The sequence below is a fragment of the Janthinobacterium kochi genome, from assembly GCF_051380715.1.
Taxonomy (GTDB): domain Bacteria; phylum Pseudomonadota; class Gammaproteobacteria; order Burkholderiales; family Burkholderiaceae_D; genus Janthinobacterium.
In genome coordinates this window covers 516,605-532,025 of record NZ_JBNYXO010000003.1, presented here as the reverse complement: position 1 = coordinate 532,025, position 15,421 = coordinate 516,605, and the positions used below count along the sequence as shown (strand labels likewise).

The window sequence follows — 15,421 nt, the reverse complement described above, 5'->3', positions numbered from 1 at the left end:
TCATTCCATTCAACTTCATCCTCGAGCAAAAAGCCCATCATGCACACTGCAGACGTATGCACTACCCAAAAGGCTGCCGAAATCCTCGGCATCTCGGTCACATCGGTGCAGCAATTGGTCGAGGCCGGCGTTATCGAAGCCTGGAAGACCAAGGGCGGCCACCGGCGCATTCCCCTCGCGGCCGTCGAGGCCTACAAGGGCAATCCCGGCCACTCAGGCCAGGACCAGCGCGCGGCACGGGCCAACCGCCCCGCACCATCGGGCCGCCCGCCGTCCATCCTGGTGATCGAAGACAATCCGATCGAACGCGCGCTGTATGAAAAGCAGATCGGTTCATGGGGCTTGCAGTCAAGCTTGCGCTTTTGCGAGAACGGCTACCAGGCGCTGATGGAAATCGCCCGCGATCAGCCCGACATTTTGCTGGCCGACATCATCATGGAAGGCATCGACGGCTACGAAGTGATCCGCACCATCCTGGCCGACCCACTGCTGGCGGACATGCATATCGCCATGCTGTCGAGCCTGACGCCGGAGGAACTGGAAGAACGCGGTGGCGTGCCGCCCGGCGTGGTGTTCTTTGCCAAGCCCGTCAATTACGACGAGCTGCGTGGCTATCTGCGCGCCTGCTGTGCCGGCCATGCGCGGCGCAACAGCCTGGCCGCCTGACCCGCCCCACCGCTTCCCCCTCGCCACGGAACCACCATGCCAGCCTATCGCCACATCGATCCAGCCGTGCTATTCCAAGCTACCGGCCACGACCTGGAGATGTTCCGCGCCCTGTCCCAGACCTACCTGGACACGTCGCCAGCCATGTTTGCGCGCGTGGAACAGGCCGTACGGGGCGGTGCGGCGCAAGCCATCGTGCATAGCTGCCATACCTTGCGCGGCACCGTGGCGCTGCTGGGCGCCAGCGCCCTGGTGGCGCGCCTGGCGGAACTTGAGCAGCTGGTGCGCCACCAGGGCGTGGCGGCAACCGGCTGGCTGGCGGAAACGGCAGCGCTGCTCGGCGCAGTGGAGCAGGAGGTACGCCGCAGCATGCGCGAGTACACGGGCGCGCAGGCATGAACGTGCGCCAGGCCTTCTTGCGCCTGGCGCACCGCTATCGCCCGCGCGCCACGGCAGCCGTGGTGGGCCTGGTGCTGGTGTGCCTGCTGGCGCTGCGTATCGTCGTTTCCGGCGTGCTGCTGTACCGCGAAGCCGTCGATGACTGGAAGCAGGACCTGTCCAACCTGTCGCTGCTGCTGGCGGAAAACACGGCGCAAAGCATGACGGCGGCCAGCCTGGTGCTCGACAGCGTCAGCAACGACATCCAGGCCGCCGCCCCCGCAGACGCGGACGCGCTGGCCGCCGCCGTCGGCACCCCGGCCATGCACCAGATGCTGCGACACAAGATCGGCGGCGTGCCGCAAGTGGACGTGGTGTCCATCGTCGGCAGCGATGCCAGCGTGCTGGCCTTCAGCCGCGCCTATCCCGCACCGCCCATCCGCCTCGACGAGCGCGATTACTTCGAGTATCACCGGCGCCACCCGGACGGCGGCATGCATGTCAGCGCGCCCGTGCAAAACAAGGGCAATGGCGCCTGGACCTTCTATATCAGCCGGCGCATCAGCGGGAAGGACGGCCGCTTCCTGGGCGTGGTGCTGGTCGGCCTGTCGTGCGACTTCTTCAGTAAATTCTTCCAGAGCACCAGCATCGGCGAACACACGGCCTTTTCCCTGTACCGCAGCGACTACACGCTGCTGGCCCGCTGGCCGGCCGTGCCAGCCATGATGGGCAAGCGCAACCTGACGGGCAGCACCTACCGCCTGCTGGAACAAGGCAAGACCGATGGCGTGCTGCAGGTGGACTCGCCGCGCGCGGCCGAGCAGGGGCGCGCGGTCGACCGCCTGGCCGGCGTACGGCTGGTGCGCGACTATCCGCTGGCCATCAACGTGACCGTGACGGACGAGGTCTACCTGGCAGGCTGGCGGCGCATGCTGCGCACCATGGGCGGCGCGGCCGTGGTCGGCCTGCTCGTGCTGGCCCTGGCCATCGCGCTGATCATGGCCCTGCTGCGGCGCCAGGAACGCGACGCGGCCATGGCGCTGGCATTGCAAGCGCGCGCGGAAGCGGCGAATGCCGCCAAGTCGCGCTTCCTGGCCGTCATGAGCCACGAGATCCGCACGCCCATGGCCGGCATCGCCGGCATGGCCGAACTGCTGCAGGAAACCAGGCTCGATACCTCTCAGCAACAATATGCGCAGCGCATCGGCGATGGCGTGCAGCACCTGATGCGCATCCTGAACGACATCCTCGACCTGTCCAAGGTGGAGGCAGGCCAGATGGGCATCGAGCTGCGCGACTTCGACCCGCGCCTGCTGCTCGACGACGTGCTGGCGCTGCACCGCCCGCAAGCCGATGGCAAGAAGTTGCACCTTGTCAGCGACATCGGCAACAGCGTGCCGCAGCTGATTTGCTCGGACCGCACGCGCCTCGCGCAAATCCTCGGCAACCTGCTCAGCAATGCCATCAAGTTTACGCCCTCCGGCAGCATTACCGTGCGCCTGCACCTGGAAGCGGCCACGCCGGATGGCGCCAGCGCCTGCCTCGTCGCCAGCGTCAACGACGAGGGCATCGGCATGAGCCAGCAGCAGCTGAGCCGCATCTTCGAGCCGTTTTGCCAGGCCGACGACAGCATCAGCGGCGCCTATGGCGGCACGGGCCTGGGTCTGAGCATCTGCAAGCACCTGGTGGCGCTGCTGGGCGGCGAGATTTTCTGCAGCAGCGCGCCCGGCGCCGGCTCCCGCTTCACCGTGCGCCTTCCCTGCCAGGCGGCCCAGGCGCCAAGCGCTTCCACGCCGGAGCCAGAGACGGCGCCAGCGCCGCCCGCCGAAGCCACACCCGCATCGGCATCCGTGCCGGGCGCGCGCATCCTGCTGGTCGAGGATACGGCGCTGAACCGCCAGTTGGTGTGCCTGCAACTGGCTCCCTGCGGTTACAGCATTGACACGGCGGAGAACGGCGCACTAGGCCTGCAAGCACTGGCCGGGCAGCAGTACGACCTGGTCCTGATGGACTGCATGATGCCCGTTATGGATGGCTACCAGGCTTGCCAGGCCCTGCGTGCCCGCGAAACAGCCAGCGGCGCGCCGCGCCTGCCCGTCATCGCGCTGACGGCCGGCGTTACCGACGACGACCGGCAGCGCTGCGTGGCGGCCGGCATGGACGATTATCTGTCCAAACCCTTTACGGCCGCCCAGCTGCGCGCGATGGTGGAGCGCTGGCTGACGCGCTAGCCGGCACTGGAGACAACACTTCCGCATAAAAATCAATTTATTCGATAAAATCAATTATATTCGCTATAATTGACAAATCAACGCGCCAGCGACGCCGGGCATCCGCGCATCGTGGCGGACTTGGCAGACCCGGCAGACCTGGCGGAGGCAGCATGCGGGAGTACAGATACTGGAAAGCCATGGCCTGGAAGCGCTGGGAGGGTTGGGATACGCGCACCCTGCTGTCGCTCTTCATGGCGGTCCTGCTGGCGGGGCTGTGGAGCATCACCGTGCTGCAATTGCAGCGCGCGCGCGACGCCGCCGTCGCCGATGCCGCGCGCGATGCACGCAGCATGGCGCGCGTCTTCGACGAACACGCGATCCGCACGATCGAGGCGGCGGATCAGGCGGTCACCTACCTGCGCAGCCGCTACCAGGCGCTGGGCAAGCGCCTCGACATCGTGGCGGACCTGCAGCAAGGCCTCAATCCCGGCCCCCTGTACAACCTGTTTACCATCGTCGACGAACGGGGCGACACTGTACTGTCGAGCCACCCCTTCAAACCGACCCACCTGGCCGACCGCGAGCACATCCGGGTACACATGCAGCGCGACAGCGGCGAACTGTATATCAGCAAGCCGGTGCTGGGCCGCGTGTCGAAAAAATGGTCGATCCAGATGACGCGCCGCATCAACCATGCCGATGGCCGCTTCAAGGGCGTGGTGGTGGTCTCGATGGACCCGTATTACTTTACGCGCCTGTACGACGAAGTCGACCTGGGCGACAACAGCTCAATCACGCTCGTCGGCAGCGACGGCGTAGTGCGCGCGCGCCGGGTCGGCGCCGTCAACACCATCGGCCAGGATGTCGGCGCCAGCAAGGTATTTGCCTTGATGCAAGGTCACACGCGGGGCAGCTTCACCGAGCGCAGTCCTGTCGACGGCACCCTGCGCATTTACGCCTTCGAAAAACTGGCCAACTACCCGCTCTACATGCTGGTCGGACTGGACCGCGACACGGTCTTGGCCGACTACGTCTCGCGCCGCAACCAGGCCTTGCTGATGGCTGCCGTCACGAGCGCGCTGATCGTGCTGTCCTGGGCTGCGCTGGTGCTGCTGATCGGCCGCCTGGTCGACAGCCGCGCCAGGGCCATCGCCGCCAGCGAGGCCAAGTCGCGCTTCCTGTCGAACATGTCGCATGAATTGCGCACTCCCCTGAATGGCATCCTGGGGTTCTCAGAACTGCTGCTCGAGCAGCTGCGCGAGCCGGAACAGGCCGCCTACGCGCAAATGATACAGGACAGCGGCCGCCAATTGCTGGCCATGGTTGAGGCGGCGATGGAACTGAGCGCGCTCGAAAACGACCAGGTGCGGCTGGAGTCTGCCGCCGTGCCGCTGGACCAGCTGCTGGCGCTGGCGCTGGCGCCGCACCGGCAGCGCGCGGCGCACAAGGGCCTGCTGCTGGCCTTGGATGTGGCGCCCGCAACGCCGCTCAGCATCGATTGCGACCGCGTCCGTCTGGTGCGTGTGCTCGATATCCTGCTCGACAATGCCATCCGTTACACCTCCGCAGGTCGGGTCGATGTCCACGTCATGGCGAGTGGCGCGGACCTGCAGATCGAGGTGCGCGATACGGGCATCGGCATCGTGCAGGCGCAGCAGGGGATCATCTTCGACAAATTCTCGCAGGCCGACGACTCGCCGAGCCGCGCCCATGACGGCGCAGGCATGGGCCTGGCCATCGCGCGCCAGCTCGTCTTGCTGATGGGCGGCAGCATCGGCGTGGCGTCCGCGCCGGGCCAAGGCGCCGTCTTCCGCCTGCGCCTGCCGCTGGGCGGCACGGCCAGCGTGATGATGGCAGGCGACAAATTGACCACACTATCGCATGCATAGTTGTGCGCAAAAGTTGTTCTCCGTGCATATCGGGTATAGCATCGCCACATGACCTATCACACAGATGCGGCGGCAGTGCGCAGACAATGGATCGAATGGCTGTTTTTACTTCTCGGGCTGCTCCTCGTGGCTACGGCTCTTGGCTACGCGCATCTGGCCGAAGCCTCGCGGCACGACGCGGCCGAGCGTGAACGGCTCAGCGTGCTGACGGCACTGCTGGCAAAAAATATTGAAGTCGACCTGGCAGCGACCAACCTGGTACTCGGCGGCGTGATCCGCGACTATCTTGCCGCTGGCACCGCGCCCGACGCCGGCCAAGCCCTGCCCCGGCGCCTGGCCGCGCTGGTCGACGCCATGCCGGGCGTGCGCACCGTGCTGGTCATCGATGCACAGGGCAAGCCTATCGCCACCAATATCGCGGAACTGGCCAACCAGGATTTTTCGCGCCGCGGCTACTTCCAGACGGCGCGCGACGCCCCGGATGCGCGCATGCTGTACATCTCGGCGCCCTTCCATTCCTTCAAGGGGGATCTGGTCATCACGGCGTCGCGCATGGTGCAGGACAAGCAGGGCCGCTTTGCCGGCGTGGTGGTGGCGACCTTTGACCGCGAATACTTCACGGCCAAGTTCCGCACCGCCATGTATGCCGCCGATGTCTGGGCCGTGGTGCTGCATGGCGACGGCCGGCAATTCCTGAACTACCCCCCCAAGAGCGCCAATGGCGGCAATGTGGACCTGCCCGGCAGCTTCCTGCGGCGCTTCCGCGACAGCGGCTATCAGGCGGGCGTGCTGAGCGGCGTCAAGCTCACCGGCGCCGCCGCACCCCGCATCATGGCCATGGCGACCATCGCGCCTCCCGCGCTGCACATGGACCGCGCCCTGATCATCGGCCTGAGCCGCGAAGAAGCGGCCATCGCCGCCCCGCTGCGGCGGCAGGCGCTGGGCTACATCCTTTGCTTTGCCATGCTGGCGCTGGCCGGGGCCAGCCTGCTGTTCTGGAGCCAGCGGCGGCGCCGTCAACAGGCCGCCTGGCAGGTGGAACAGGAAAGGGAGCGCCAGGCCATGCAAGCCGTGTCCGACAGCGAGGCGCGCTTTCGCACCTTGATCGAAGATGCGCCCGTGGCCATCGCCATCCTGCGCCATGGCCGCTTCGTGTACTCCAATCCGCGCTACCGCCACCTGTATGGCTATGCCCTCGGGGATGACCTGAGCGGCATGCCCTGGCGCGCCATGCTCACGGCGGCCTCGCAAGTCGCGCTGGCAAGCCACGAAGCGCTGATCGAGGCCGATTCGGCCAGCGAGCAGATGTTTGAAGCCGTCGGCCTGGACAAGCAGGGCCGGCCCGTGCCCATCCTCAAGACCAGCACGCGCGTGATGCTCAAGGATGGACCGGCCACCTTGATCTTTGCGCAGGACATTTCCGCGCAAAAGCAGGCCGAAGAGGCCATGCTGCTGGCGCGCGATGCGGCCGAAGCGGCCAACCGCAGCAAGGCGGAATTTCTCGCCAACATGAGCCATGAAATCCGCTCGCCGCTCAACGCCATCCTCGGCATGGCCTGGCTGCTGGAAAGGGGCAGCCTGGATGAAGAAGGGCTGCAGATGACGCGCAAGATCCGCGCCGCCGGCCAGTCCTTGCTGGGCATCATCAACGATGTGCTCGACGTGTCGAAAATCGAGGCGGGCCACATGACCATCGAGCAGGCGCCGTTTCGCCTGGCCGACGTGGTCGAGAAGATTGCCGCCAGCATGGGCGTTGCCGCGCATGACAAGCCCATCGCCGTGCGGATCGGGCCACTGCCCGATGGTGTGGAGCAGGTGCTGGGCGACGCGCTGCGTCTGGAGCAGGTGCTGGTCAACCTGACCAGCAATGCCATCAAGTTCACGGCGCAAGGTACGGTCGAGCTGTTGACCACACTGGAGAGCCGCGACGGCGACGCCGCGGTGCTACGCTTCAGCGTGCGCGACACGGGCATCGGCATCGCCCCCGACGTGCAGGAGGCGATTTTTTCGGCCTTCGCCCAGGCCGACAGCTCCACCACGCGCCGCTTCGGCGGCACGGGCCTGGGCCTGACCATCTGCCGCCAGCTGGTCAGCCTGATGGGCGGCTCGCTGCGCCTGAAAAGCGGCCCGGGCCAGGGCAGCGACTTCAGTTTCACGGTGCCGCTGCAACTGATGCGCGCCGGCGCCCTGTCCTCGCCCGACATGAAAGCTTTGCATGCCCTGCTGGCCGATGCCAACGCCGACACGCGCGATGCCGTTGCCGCCGTGGCGCGCGGCCTGGGCTGGAGCGTGCATGCCGTGTCCGGTGGACGGGCGGCCCTCGAGCATGCACTCGCCTGCGCCGAGGGCGCGCGGCCTGGCGTCGTCCTGCTGGCCGCGCGCATGCCGGAGCTCGATGGCGAAGCCACGGCGCGCGCGCTGCGCGAACACCTGCCACCGCAGGACTGCCCCATCATCATCCTGGCGGCAAGCGACGCGCCAGCCACGCAGCCAGCGCGGCGCCATACGGACCCGACCGATCCAGCCGACGCCGTCCTCAACGAACCGGTGACGGCTTCCAGCCTGTACAACGCGACGATGGAAGCGCGCCAGCAGCGCGCCAGAGCTGCCGGCGTGGATCCCAGCCTGGCTACGCTGGAAGAACGCGCGCTTGCCGGCGTGCGCGTGCTGGTGGTCGACGACAGCGAAATCAATCGCGATGTGGTCAACCATATCCTGTGCGATCAGGGGGCAGTGCCGTCGTTCGCCTGCGATGGCAGGCAGGCGCTGGACTGGCTGCTGGCCCACCCCGCCGCCGTTGACATCGTGCTGATGGATGTGCAGATGCCCGTCATGGATGGCTTGCAGGCGACGCGGGCGCTGCGCCAGTTGCCGCAGTTTCACGACCTGCCGGTGGTGGCGCTGACGGCCGGGGCGTTCCAGGCACAGCGCACGGCGGCACTGGAAGCGGGCGTGAATCATTTCATCAGCAAACCGTTCGACGTGCCGCAGACCATCGCCCTGATTGCGCGCGCGCATCGCCGCCATGCGCGAGGGCTGCCTGCCCTGACGCCATTCGTGGCCGAAGCGACGATGCCCGTGCCGCCGTGCGGCGCGGCATCCGTGATCGACCTGGCGCAAGGCATGGCGCAGTGGCTCGATGAGGCGCATTACCGCCAGCATCTGTCGCGTTTTGGCAGCACCTACCGCAACACGATGGGCGCCATGCGCGCCCTGCTGGCGGCCAACGCACGCGACGATGCCGCCGCACTGGCGCACAAGCTGGCGGGCGAGGCTGGCAGCCTGGCCCTGCCCGCCACCCTGCAAGCCGCTCAGCAGGCAGAACAGTTGCTGCACACCGGCGGCGATGCGTCAGCCGCGCTCGATACACTGGAACAGGCCCTGGCGCACGCCATCAATGCCATCGCTGCCTTCACGGCGCAGACGCCACCACCCGGCCAGCCGGCCATGCCAGAAACGCAACACGGCAGTGCATGCCAACAATAAACTTATCAATATAAAAACTTTGGAGGCACCATGATCTGCTGCAGGGATTTGCTGCTGAAGGCCCTCATGCTGGGTCTGCTGCTATTCATCGTGGGTGAATCGCTGTCCTACTGGACGCCGGAAATCAGGAAACTGATCATCTGGCGCCCTTTCTGACACCCACCTAGCCTTCGCGCCCATCCACCCTGGCGCGCCACAGGTACGGCGCATACACGCACGCATACAAGCCAAAGGCCAGCGACCAGCACGCGCCGGCAGCGAGCAGCAGCGGCATGCCCAGCGAGACGGGACCGACGGCGGCCAGCAGGCGCGCCAGCGCGCCCAACTGGATCAGCCAGTACATCGCCGCTTCCGCCCTGCCGCCCTTCAGTGGACGCCCCGTGTGGCCCAGGGTGGTGCGCGTCATCATGCCGATGATCAGGCCGGCCATCGAGCCCACCGTCAGCGCGTGAAATGCGGCGCTGGCCGGCAGCAGACCAAGGCTGGCGGCCGCCAGCAGCGCAAAACCGACGCCTATCCACGCATACGACAGGTGCAAGATCCACAGCAAGGGCACGCGCAAGGTGCGCTGCGGCTGCCAGGCCAGCAGATTGGCCAGCGAGACGCCGGCAGCGCAGAAAGCCAGCGGTGCCGTCAGCCAGGCTGGCGCGCCTGCCAGCCACGCGATGGCGGCGGCGGCCATGCAGGCCACGGCGACCAGCGCCCGCTTCGGACTGGCCACGGGCGTGCTGCCTGGCGCCCCATTGCGGGTAAACATGGGAATCACGCGCGCGCCGATCACCGATTCGATCAGCACGATGATGAAAATGGCCGCCTGTACGGGCAGGAACAGCGACAGCGGCAACCAGCCCAGCACGGCCGCGTGGAACAGGCCATTAGCCAGCGCCAGCAAGGCCAGCAGGCCCACCAGGAACAGGTTGCGCGTATTGCCCGAGCGGCGCAGCACCTGGTACAGGGGCCAGGCGGCCAGCGGCAGGAACAGCCACTCGACCAGCGCCGCCACCAGTCCGGGGCTGCACAGCATGGCGATGCGCCCTGCCAGCCACAGCGCCGCCAGCGCCATCAGTTGGGCGCCGTGCGGCGTGGGCAAGCCCGTCCAGTTGCGCCCCGCCGTGTACAGGAAGCCCACGACGACGGCCAGCGCGAAGCCGAACACCATTTCATGCATATGCCAGCCCAGGCCCACCTGCAAGCCCCCCGCAAGCAAGCCGGTATAGCTGGCCAGCCACAGGGGGATGCTGATGGCCGCAAACACGGCCGCCAGCAGGTAAAACGGGCGGAAACCCAGCTGCCAGACGGCGTGGCCGGCATGCCAGGGCGCCGCGCCGGCTGTCGTGGAAGGGGGAGAAGGTTCGCTGATCGGGGTGATGGACATGATGGCCTCGCGCTAAAGATATATTCAATATACTACTTTAAAAGCGCAAGGACTGCCATCGGCAAAAGGGACTAGAGGGATAGCGACAAGTGAGCATGGGGTCTGACCCGGCGGGTCAGACCCCATCACACCGGTGGCTACTTGCCCTGGCGGTGCTCGACCGCGTAGACGGCCGCCTGCACGCGGCTGGTGAGGTTAAGTTTTTTCAGCACGTTCTGCACGTGGATCTTGACCGTGCTTTCGGCCAGGTCGAGGGTGCGCGCGATGCCCTTGTTGCTCTCGCCGCGCGACAGGCAGTCGATGATTTCCTTTTCGCGTGGTGTGAGCTTGTCGAGCTCCGACACGGGTTCCTCGCGCCGCGTGCCCGCCTGCAGCTGCGCCACCAGCTTGCCCGTCATCGCTTCGGCGATGACGACTTCGCCGGCGGCCGCGCGGCGGATGGCGCGCACCAGGTAATCGGCGTCGATATTCTTGATCAGGTAGCCGCAGGCGCCCGCGCGCAGGGCCGTCGCCAGGTCTTCCGCGTCTTCGGAGACGGTGAGCATGACGATGGCCGTGTCGGGACAGTCGTGCTGCATCAGCTGCAGCGCTTCCACGCCGGACATGCCGGCCATGTTCAGGTCCAGCAGCACCACGTCAGGCTGCAGCTGGATGGCGCGCTTGATGCCTTCCACGCCATCGGCCGCCTCGCCCACCACGGCAAAGTCGGTATGCCGCTGCAGCAGCGAGCGTATGCCGCTGCGGAACAGCGCATGGTCGTCCACCAGCATGACGGTGATCGGTTTATCGGGAGTCTCCATTTTTTTGTACTTTCAGATAGTTGCTTATGCGGCGCGGCGCTGCTCGCGCGACAGGTGCAGTTCGACGGTCGTACCGCCACCAGGACAGGCGTGCACGTCGAACGTGGCGTCGATGCGCTGCGCGCGCTCGCGCATGATATGGATGCCGACATGGTTGTCGCCCTTTTCCAGCACGGCGCAAGCATCGAAGCCGACGCCATTGTCGCTGATCGTCAAGGTAAAGTCCTGATGATCGGCGAGGCGCACCTCGACATGGCTGGCCTGGGCGTGCTTGCGGATGTTCGACAGCGCTTCCTGCACGATGAATAGTAACTGCAATTGCTGTTCGCGGGGGAATGGCGCACCATCGACATCGGCCAGCAGCTCGGCCTCGATGCCCGTCTGGCGGCGGAATTTGTCCACCGCCGCGCGCAGGGAGCCGATCAAGTCGTCTTCCATCAGGCGGCTGCGGAAGTTCGCCAGCAGTTCGCGCACATCCTCATAGCTTTCCTTCACGCCCGCATGCAGGGCCGGCACGATGCCCGCCACTTCATCGAAGCGCGCATTGCGCACGGAGTCGTCGAGCATCTGCACCTGCAGGTTGAGGAAATTGAGGCTTTGCGCGATGCTGTCGTGCAAGCCCTGCGCCACCAGGTTGCGCTCTTCAGAAATGGCCATTTCGCGCTCGCGCGCGGCCAGGCGCAGGTTTTCCAGCGCGATGCCCAGCAGCTGGCCCAGGGTTTCCAGCAGCGCCAGCTCGCGCGCGGAAAACACGCGCGCATGGCGAAAATGCAGGTTGAAAAAGCCCAGGTGCTGTTCATGCGCGTGGATATGGAAGACGGAGACGGTGGCAAAGCCCTCGCGGTGGCAGCGCAACTCATGCGCCTTGTCGATGCGGCGCATGTCGTGCACCTTCGCCACTTTCATTTCGACAGCCGTGCCGCACAGGCAGTCGCCCACCTTCAGGCAATGCTCGGATGCTACCAGTTCTTCCGACAGGCCGTGGTGCACCACCATGTGCAGGTTGCCCCGCTCGGCGTCGAGCACGCGTACGGTGGAGCCGTCGGCCTCGAAATAATCAACGATGCGCTGCATGAAGCCGCCACAGATGTCTTCCAGGGGCTGCGGGCGCTGCAGGAAGGCGGCGCTTTCGTACAGCAGGGCCAGTTCGCGGTTGCGATATTCCAGGGTAGCCGTCTTGCTGCGCACGCCCTCTTCCAGATTGCCGTACAGCGCCTGCAGGCGGTCAGCCATCTGGTTGAAGCCACTGGCCAGCTGGCCGAATTCGTCATTGCTTTCGACGGCCAGGCGCACGCTGAAATCACGTTCCTTCATGCGCTGCATGCCCAGGCGCAGGCGCGTGACCGGTTCGATGATGAGCATGAACATCAGGTAAATCATGCTGACCGTGCCGATGACAGCCATGCCGACCAGGATCAGCTGCGAGGCGCGCAGCCAGAAGGTACGCTGCTCGCTATCGTGCTCGATCAGGCGCACCAACTGGTCCACCTGGCCGACGAAGGTATCGGCGTCATGCTCGAACTGGCGCGCGCGCGCGGTGCTATCGGCGGCCAGGGCGGCCGGGCGCAAGGCGCCACGCCAGGCAGCGCCGATGCGGTCGAATTCCGACTTGATGGCCGTGCTGGGGGGCAGGAACAAGGGACGCTGCGGGTCGCCGTGGCCGATCTTGGCCAGGGTCTCGTCGATCAGCAGCACTTGCTGGCGCGCCTGCTCGCGGGCGTCGCTGGCGAGCAGCAGGGTCAGACGGTAGGTCTGCATGCGCAGGCGGCCCGTTTCATTGATGGCGGCAGAGCTGCCTTCGAGTTGCCACGACAGGAACAGGGTGCAGCCGATGGCACTCAGGGCCAGTACCAGCATGAGCAGCAGCGCGCCGACGATCTTGGTCGACAGCTTCTGCCAGGAGGAAAACATCGCCTTGAATTTCATACTACCCCTAATAAATGCCTGTTTGTGGCCCCTATGCAGTCAAGTCAGCGACATCACTCCACCCACAGGCCAAGATCCGGGGTCAGACCCGGCGGGTCTGACCCCAGCAGTGACACCTCCACTCAGCCGCCCGTCTGCGCCATAAAACGGATAATCTTGTCCGGCTGCGTATTGAAATCATGCTGCTGCGGCTTGAGTTCGATGGCGGCGCGGATCGCCGCTTCGATCTGCGCATCGGTGGCCCCGCCGCGCAGCATGGGGCCAAGGGCGAATTTCTCTTCCTGGCCCAGGCACAGGTACAGGGTACCATCGACGGACAGGCGCACGCGGTTGCAGGTGGCGCAAAAATGCTGCGACATGGGCGTGATAAAGCCGATGCTCGAGCGGCCATCGGGTGTCGCCATATAGCGCGCCGGCCCACCGCCCAGTTCCTGCGCCTGCGGCACCAGGCCAAAGCGGGTCGCCAGGTGCTCACGCACGGGCCCCAGCGGCATGTAGCTGGCATTGCGGCCCGTACTGCCCATCGGCATGGCTTCGATCAGGCGCAAGATGAACTGCTGCTCGATGCAAAACGCGGCCATGGCCTCGATCTGGCCGTCATTGACGCCGCGCATGGCCACCATATTGATCTTGATGGGGTCGAAACCGGCCGCCTTGCCCGCCATCAGGCCGTCCAAAATAGGCTGCAGGCTGTCGCGTCCCGTGATCTGCTGCATGCAGGCACGGTCCAGCGAGTCCAGGCTGACATTGATGCGGTCCACGCCCGCCGCGCGCAAGGCCACGGCATGCTTGCCCAACTGGGTGGCATTCGTCGACAGCGACAGGTCCTGCAAACCGGGCAGCGCGGACAGCCGCTGCGCCAGCTCGGGCAGGTTGCGCCGCAACAGGGGCTCGCCGCCTGTCAGGCGCACGCGGCGCGTGCCGAGACGAACAAAAATACCCAGCAAGCGTTCGATCTCATCGAACGTCAGCCAGCCCTTCGGCTCCTCGAAGCCGCGAAAGCCCTTGGGCATGCAATAACTGCAGCGCAAATCGCAGCGGTCGGTGACGGACAGCCGCACATAATCGATCGAACGGCCAAAACGGTCCTGCAACTTGACGCTACCCATGACGCTACTCCTGATTCTTCCGTGATTGTAAAGGCTGGGGCACGATCTGGCTGTGCCCCAGAAGGCCTAGCGGCCTACGCCTTTTTGCCTACGCATTTCAGCCTACTGAACCAGCGGGCTGCCTGTGCCTTCGACGCTGGCACCTTCCAGTTCGATGCCGGCGATCTCGGCGCGCCCCACCAGCAAGTGCAGATACTGGTGCACGGCGCGCTGCCACGCGGCGCGCGACAGGCGGTCGGCGATCTGCGCCTGCACCGCCTCGTAGGCGATGGCCTGGCCTTCGACCCGGCGCAGCACTTGCACGATGTGGTAGCCGAAGCGCGTTTCCAGCAAATGGCCGGCCAACGCGCCCTCTTCCAGGCGGAACAGCAGCGCGTCGAATTCCGGCACGCTCTGGCCCGGCGATAGCTGGCCCAGGTTGCCGCCCAAGGCCCCGGACGGGCAGTTCGAGTACTGCGCCGCCAGTTCGCCGAAGCGTTCCGGCGCCAGTTTGAGGGCGTCGAGCACGGCTTGCGCCGTCGTGCGCAGCAGCTCCAGCGGCGCCTCGGGCGTCACCTGGAACAGGATGTGGCGCGCCTCGACCAGCGCCCCGCTGCAAAACAACTGCGGGCGCTGCGCATAAAAGGTGCGGCAAGCCGCATCGTCGGCGGGCGGCACGCGCACTTCCTGCGCAAACAGCGCTTCGATGCGGTCATCAATACTGCCGCCCTGCACGCCGAGGCGTTCGGCCTCGTCTTGCAGCAGCCGGCGCAGCACCAGCTCATGCACGGCCTGTTTCAGCGGATTGCCGGCGCTGTCGTGATGCGGCAGTTCCTGCGCGATGTCGGCATCGTCGATGTCGATGCCATTGACAGAGATTCCCATGATATTGCTCCTTTCTTAGCGGCGGCGCACCAGTTGATAAGCACGGCCAAGGTATCCGATGGCGCCAAAGCCGCTCCACACGTGCACCAGACGGGTGAACGGGAAGATGACAAACAGCGACATGCCCATGAACAGATGCAGCTTGAAGATCAGCGGTGCATCAACGATGAAGCTGGCGGCGTCAGCGCGGAAGGTGACGATGTGCTGCGCCCAGTTCATCAGCAAGACCATCATGTGGCCATCCATGTGCGAAGCCGAGACAAAGATCGACGACAGGCCCAGCAGCAAGGTCAGCAAAATCCACAGCATGACCAGCTTGTCGCCGGCCGTGGTGACGGCGCGCAGCCGGTCATTGGAAAAGCGGCGCACCAGCAGGATCAGCAGGCCGGCCAGGCACAGGCCGCCCATGATGCCGCCGGCCGCCATGGCCACGCCCTGTTTCAGGCTGTGCGTCACGCCCAGCGTATCCCACACCCAGACGGGCGTGAGCAGGCCTGCCGCATGGCCGAACAGCAAGCCAATGATGCCGATGTGGAACAGGATATTGCCCAGGCGCAGGCTGCCACGGTGCAGCAGCTGGCTGGAATCGGACTTCCACGTGTATTGCTCGCGGTCGAAGCGGATCAGGCTGCCGAGGAAAAAGATGGCCAGCGCGATGTATGGATAAATGCCATACACAAATTGATGCAAGTAATTACTCATGATGTACTCTCCT

At 65.7% G+C, this 15,421-nt stretch carries 12 protein-coding genes; 6 read left to right on the top strand and 6 right to left on the bottom strand.

Translation table 11 applies throughout. The features are described from left to right. Positions 1 to 39: 39 nt before the first annotated feature. From ACQ4WL_RS09930 to ACQ4WL_RS09905, 6 genes are all read left to right on the top strand, one after another. A complete protein-coding gene (locus ACQ4WL_RS09930) occupies positions 40 to 666 on the top strand; it encodes a response regulator (protein WP_436509552.1) in 627 nt (208 codons plus the stop codon). 36 nt (positions 667 to 702) lie between these two features. Beyond that, positions 703 to 1,065: an Hpt domain-containing protein gene (locus ACQ4WL_RS09925; protein WP_436509551.1), complete on the top strand. Its 363-nt coding sequence runs from the start codon at positions 703 to 705 to the stop codon at positions 1,063 to 1,065. Then, entirely contained in the window at positions 1,062 to 3,275 is a 2,214-nt protein-coding gene (locus ACQ4WL_RS09920) for a hybrid sensor histidine kinase/response regulator (RefSeq protein ID WP_436509550.1), read from the top strand. Before ACQ4WL_RS09925 ends, ACQ4WL_RS09920 begins: the two co-directional genes overlap by 4 nt. A 152-nt stretch (positions 3,276 to 3,427) precedes the next feature. Beyond that, positions 3,428 to 5,146 carry a sensor histidine kinase gene (locus tag ACQ4WL_RS09915; protein ID WP_436509549.1) on the top strand — a complete coding sequence of 573 codons (1,719 nt, stop codon included), beginning with the start codon at positions 3,428 to 3,430 and terminating at the stop codon, positions 5,144 to 5,146. 48 nt (positions 5,147 to 5,194) lie between these two features. Continuing rightward, on the top strand, positions 5,195 to 8,632 hold the full coding sequence (locus ACQ4WL_RS09910; protein ID WP_436509548.1) for a response regulator: 3,438 nt from the start codon (positions 5,195 to 5,197) through the stop codon (positions 8,630 to 8,632). A gap of 30 nt (positions 8,633 to 8,662) precedes the next feature. After that, positions 8,663 to 8,788 (top strand): hypothetical protein, encoded by a 126-nt coding sequence (locus ACQ4WL_RS09905; RefSeq protein ID WP_436509547.1) that lies wholly within the window; start codon positions 8,663 to 8,665, stop codon positions 8,786 to 8,788. Between the two features lie 7 nt (positions 8,789 to 8,795). Here the strand turns inward: ACQ4WL_RS09905 and ACQ4WL_RS09900 are convergent, their stop codons facing one another. The 6 genes from ACQ4WL_RS09900 to narI all read right to left on the bottom strand — a co-directional run bounded on the left by ACQ4WL_RS09900 (position 8,796) and on the right by narI (position 15,408). Then, positions 8,796 to 10,007 carry an NnrS family protein gene (locus ACQ4WL_RS09900; protein ID WP_436509546.1) on the bottom strand — a complete coding sequence of 404 codons (1,212 nt, stop codon included), beginning with the start codon at positions 10,005 to 10,007 and terminating at the stop codon, positions 8,796 to 8,798. A gap of 137 nt (positions 10,008 to 10,144) precedes the next feature. Then, the gene (locus ACQ4WL_RS09895; protein WP_034751227.1) at positions 10,145 to 10,807 is read right to left on the bottom strand and encodes a response regulator; all 663 of its coding nucleotides are present in this window, start codon (positions 10,805 to 10,807) and stop codon (positions 10,145 to 10,147) included. A 24-nt stretch (positions 10,808 to 10,831) separates the two neighbouring features. After that, positions 10,832 to 12,733 (bottom strand): type IV pili methyl-accepting chemotaxis transducer N-terminal domain-containing protein, encoded by a 1,902-nt coding sequence (locus ACQ4WL_RS09890; RefSeq protein WP_436509545.1) that lies wholly within the window; start codon positions 12,731 to 12,733, stop codon positions 10,832 to 10,834. 122 nt (positions 12,734 to 12,855) lie between these two features. Continuing rightward, on the bottom strand, positions 12,856 to 13,842 hold the full coding sequence (moaA, locus tag ACQ4WL_RS09885; RefSeq protein WP_436509544.1) for a GTP 3',8-cyclase MoaA: 987 nt from the start codon (positions 13,840 to 13,842) through the stop codon (positions 12,856 to 12,858). 102 nt (positions 13,843 to 13,944) lie between these two features. Next, positions 13,945 to 14,706: a peptidylprolyl isomerase gene (locus ACQ4WL_RS09880; protein ID WP_436509543.1), complete on the bottom strand. Its 762-nt coding sequence runs from the start codon at positions 14,704 to 14,706 to the stop codon at positions 13,945 to 13,947. 15 nt (positions 14,707 to 14,721) lie between these two features. Further along, positions 14,722 to 15,408, bottom strand: a complete 687-nt coding sequence (narI, locus tag ACQ4WL_RS09875; protein ID WP_436509542.1) for a respiratory nitrate reductase subunit gamma — start codon at positions 15,406 to 15,408, stop codon at positions 14,722 to 14,724. Positions 15,409 to 15,421: the final 13 nt, after the last annotated feature.

Excerpts from the sequence above, each read along its gene's own strand:
- moaA (WP_436509544.1), bottom strand. The coding sequence starts at position 13,842 with ATGGGTAGCGTCAAGTTGCAGGACCGTTTTGGCCGTTCGATCGATTAT.
- ACQ4WL_RS09890 (WP_436509545.1), bottom strand. The coding sequence starts at position 12,733 with ATGAAATTCAAGGCGATGTTTTCCTCCTGGCAGAAGCTGTCGACCAAG.
- ACQ4WL_RS09925 (WP_436509551.1), top strand. The coding sequence starts at position 703 with ATGCCAGCCTATCGCCACATCGATCCAGCCGTGCTATTCCAAGCTACC.
- narI (WP_436509542.1), bottom strand. The coding sequence starts at position 15,408 with ATGAGTAATTACTTGCATCAATTTGTGTATGGCATTTATCCATACATC.
- ACQ4WL_RS09915 (WP_436509549.1), top strand. The coding sequence starts at position 3,428 with ATGCGGGAGTACAGATACTGGAAAGCCATGGCCTGGAAGCGCTGGGAG.
- ACQ4WL_RS09895 (WP_034751227.1), bottom strand. The coding sequence starts at position 10,807 with ATGGAGACTCCCGATAAACCGATCACCGTCATGCTGGTGGACGACCAT.
- ACQ4WL_RS09905 (WP_436509547.1), top strand. The coding sequence starts at position 8,663 with ATGATCTGCTGCAGGGATTTGCTGCTGAAGGCCCTCATGCTGGGTCTG.
- ACQ4WL_RS09900 (WP_436509546.1), bottom strand. The coding sequence starts at position 10,007 with ATGTCCATCACCCCGATCAGCGAACCTTCTCCCCCTTCCACGACAGCC.
- ACQ4WL_RS09920 (WP_436509550.1), top strand. The coding sequence starts at position 1,062 with ATGAACGTGCGCCAGGCCTTCTTGCGCCTGGCGCACCGCTATCGCCCG.
- ACQ4WL_RS09910 (WP_436509548.1), top strand. The coding sequence starts at position 5,195 with ATGACCTATCACACAGATGCGGCGGCAGTGCGCAGACAATGGATCGAA.
- ACQ4WL_RS09930 (WP_436509552.1), top strand. The coding sequence starts at position 40 with ATGCACACTGCAGACGTATGCACTACCCAAAAGGCTGCCGAAATCCTC.
- ACQ4WL_RS09880 (WP_436509543.1), bottom strand. The coding sequence starts at position 14,706 with ATGGGAATCTCTGTCAATGGCATCGACATCGACGATGCCGACATCGCG.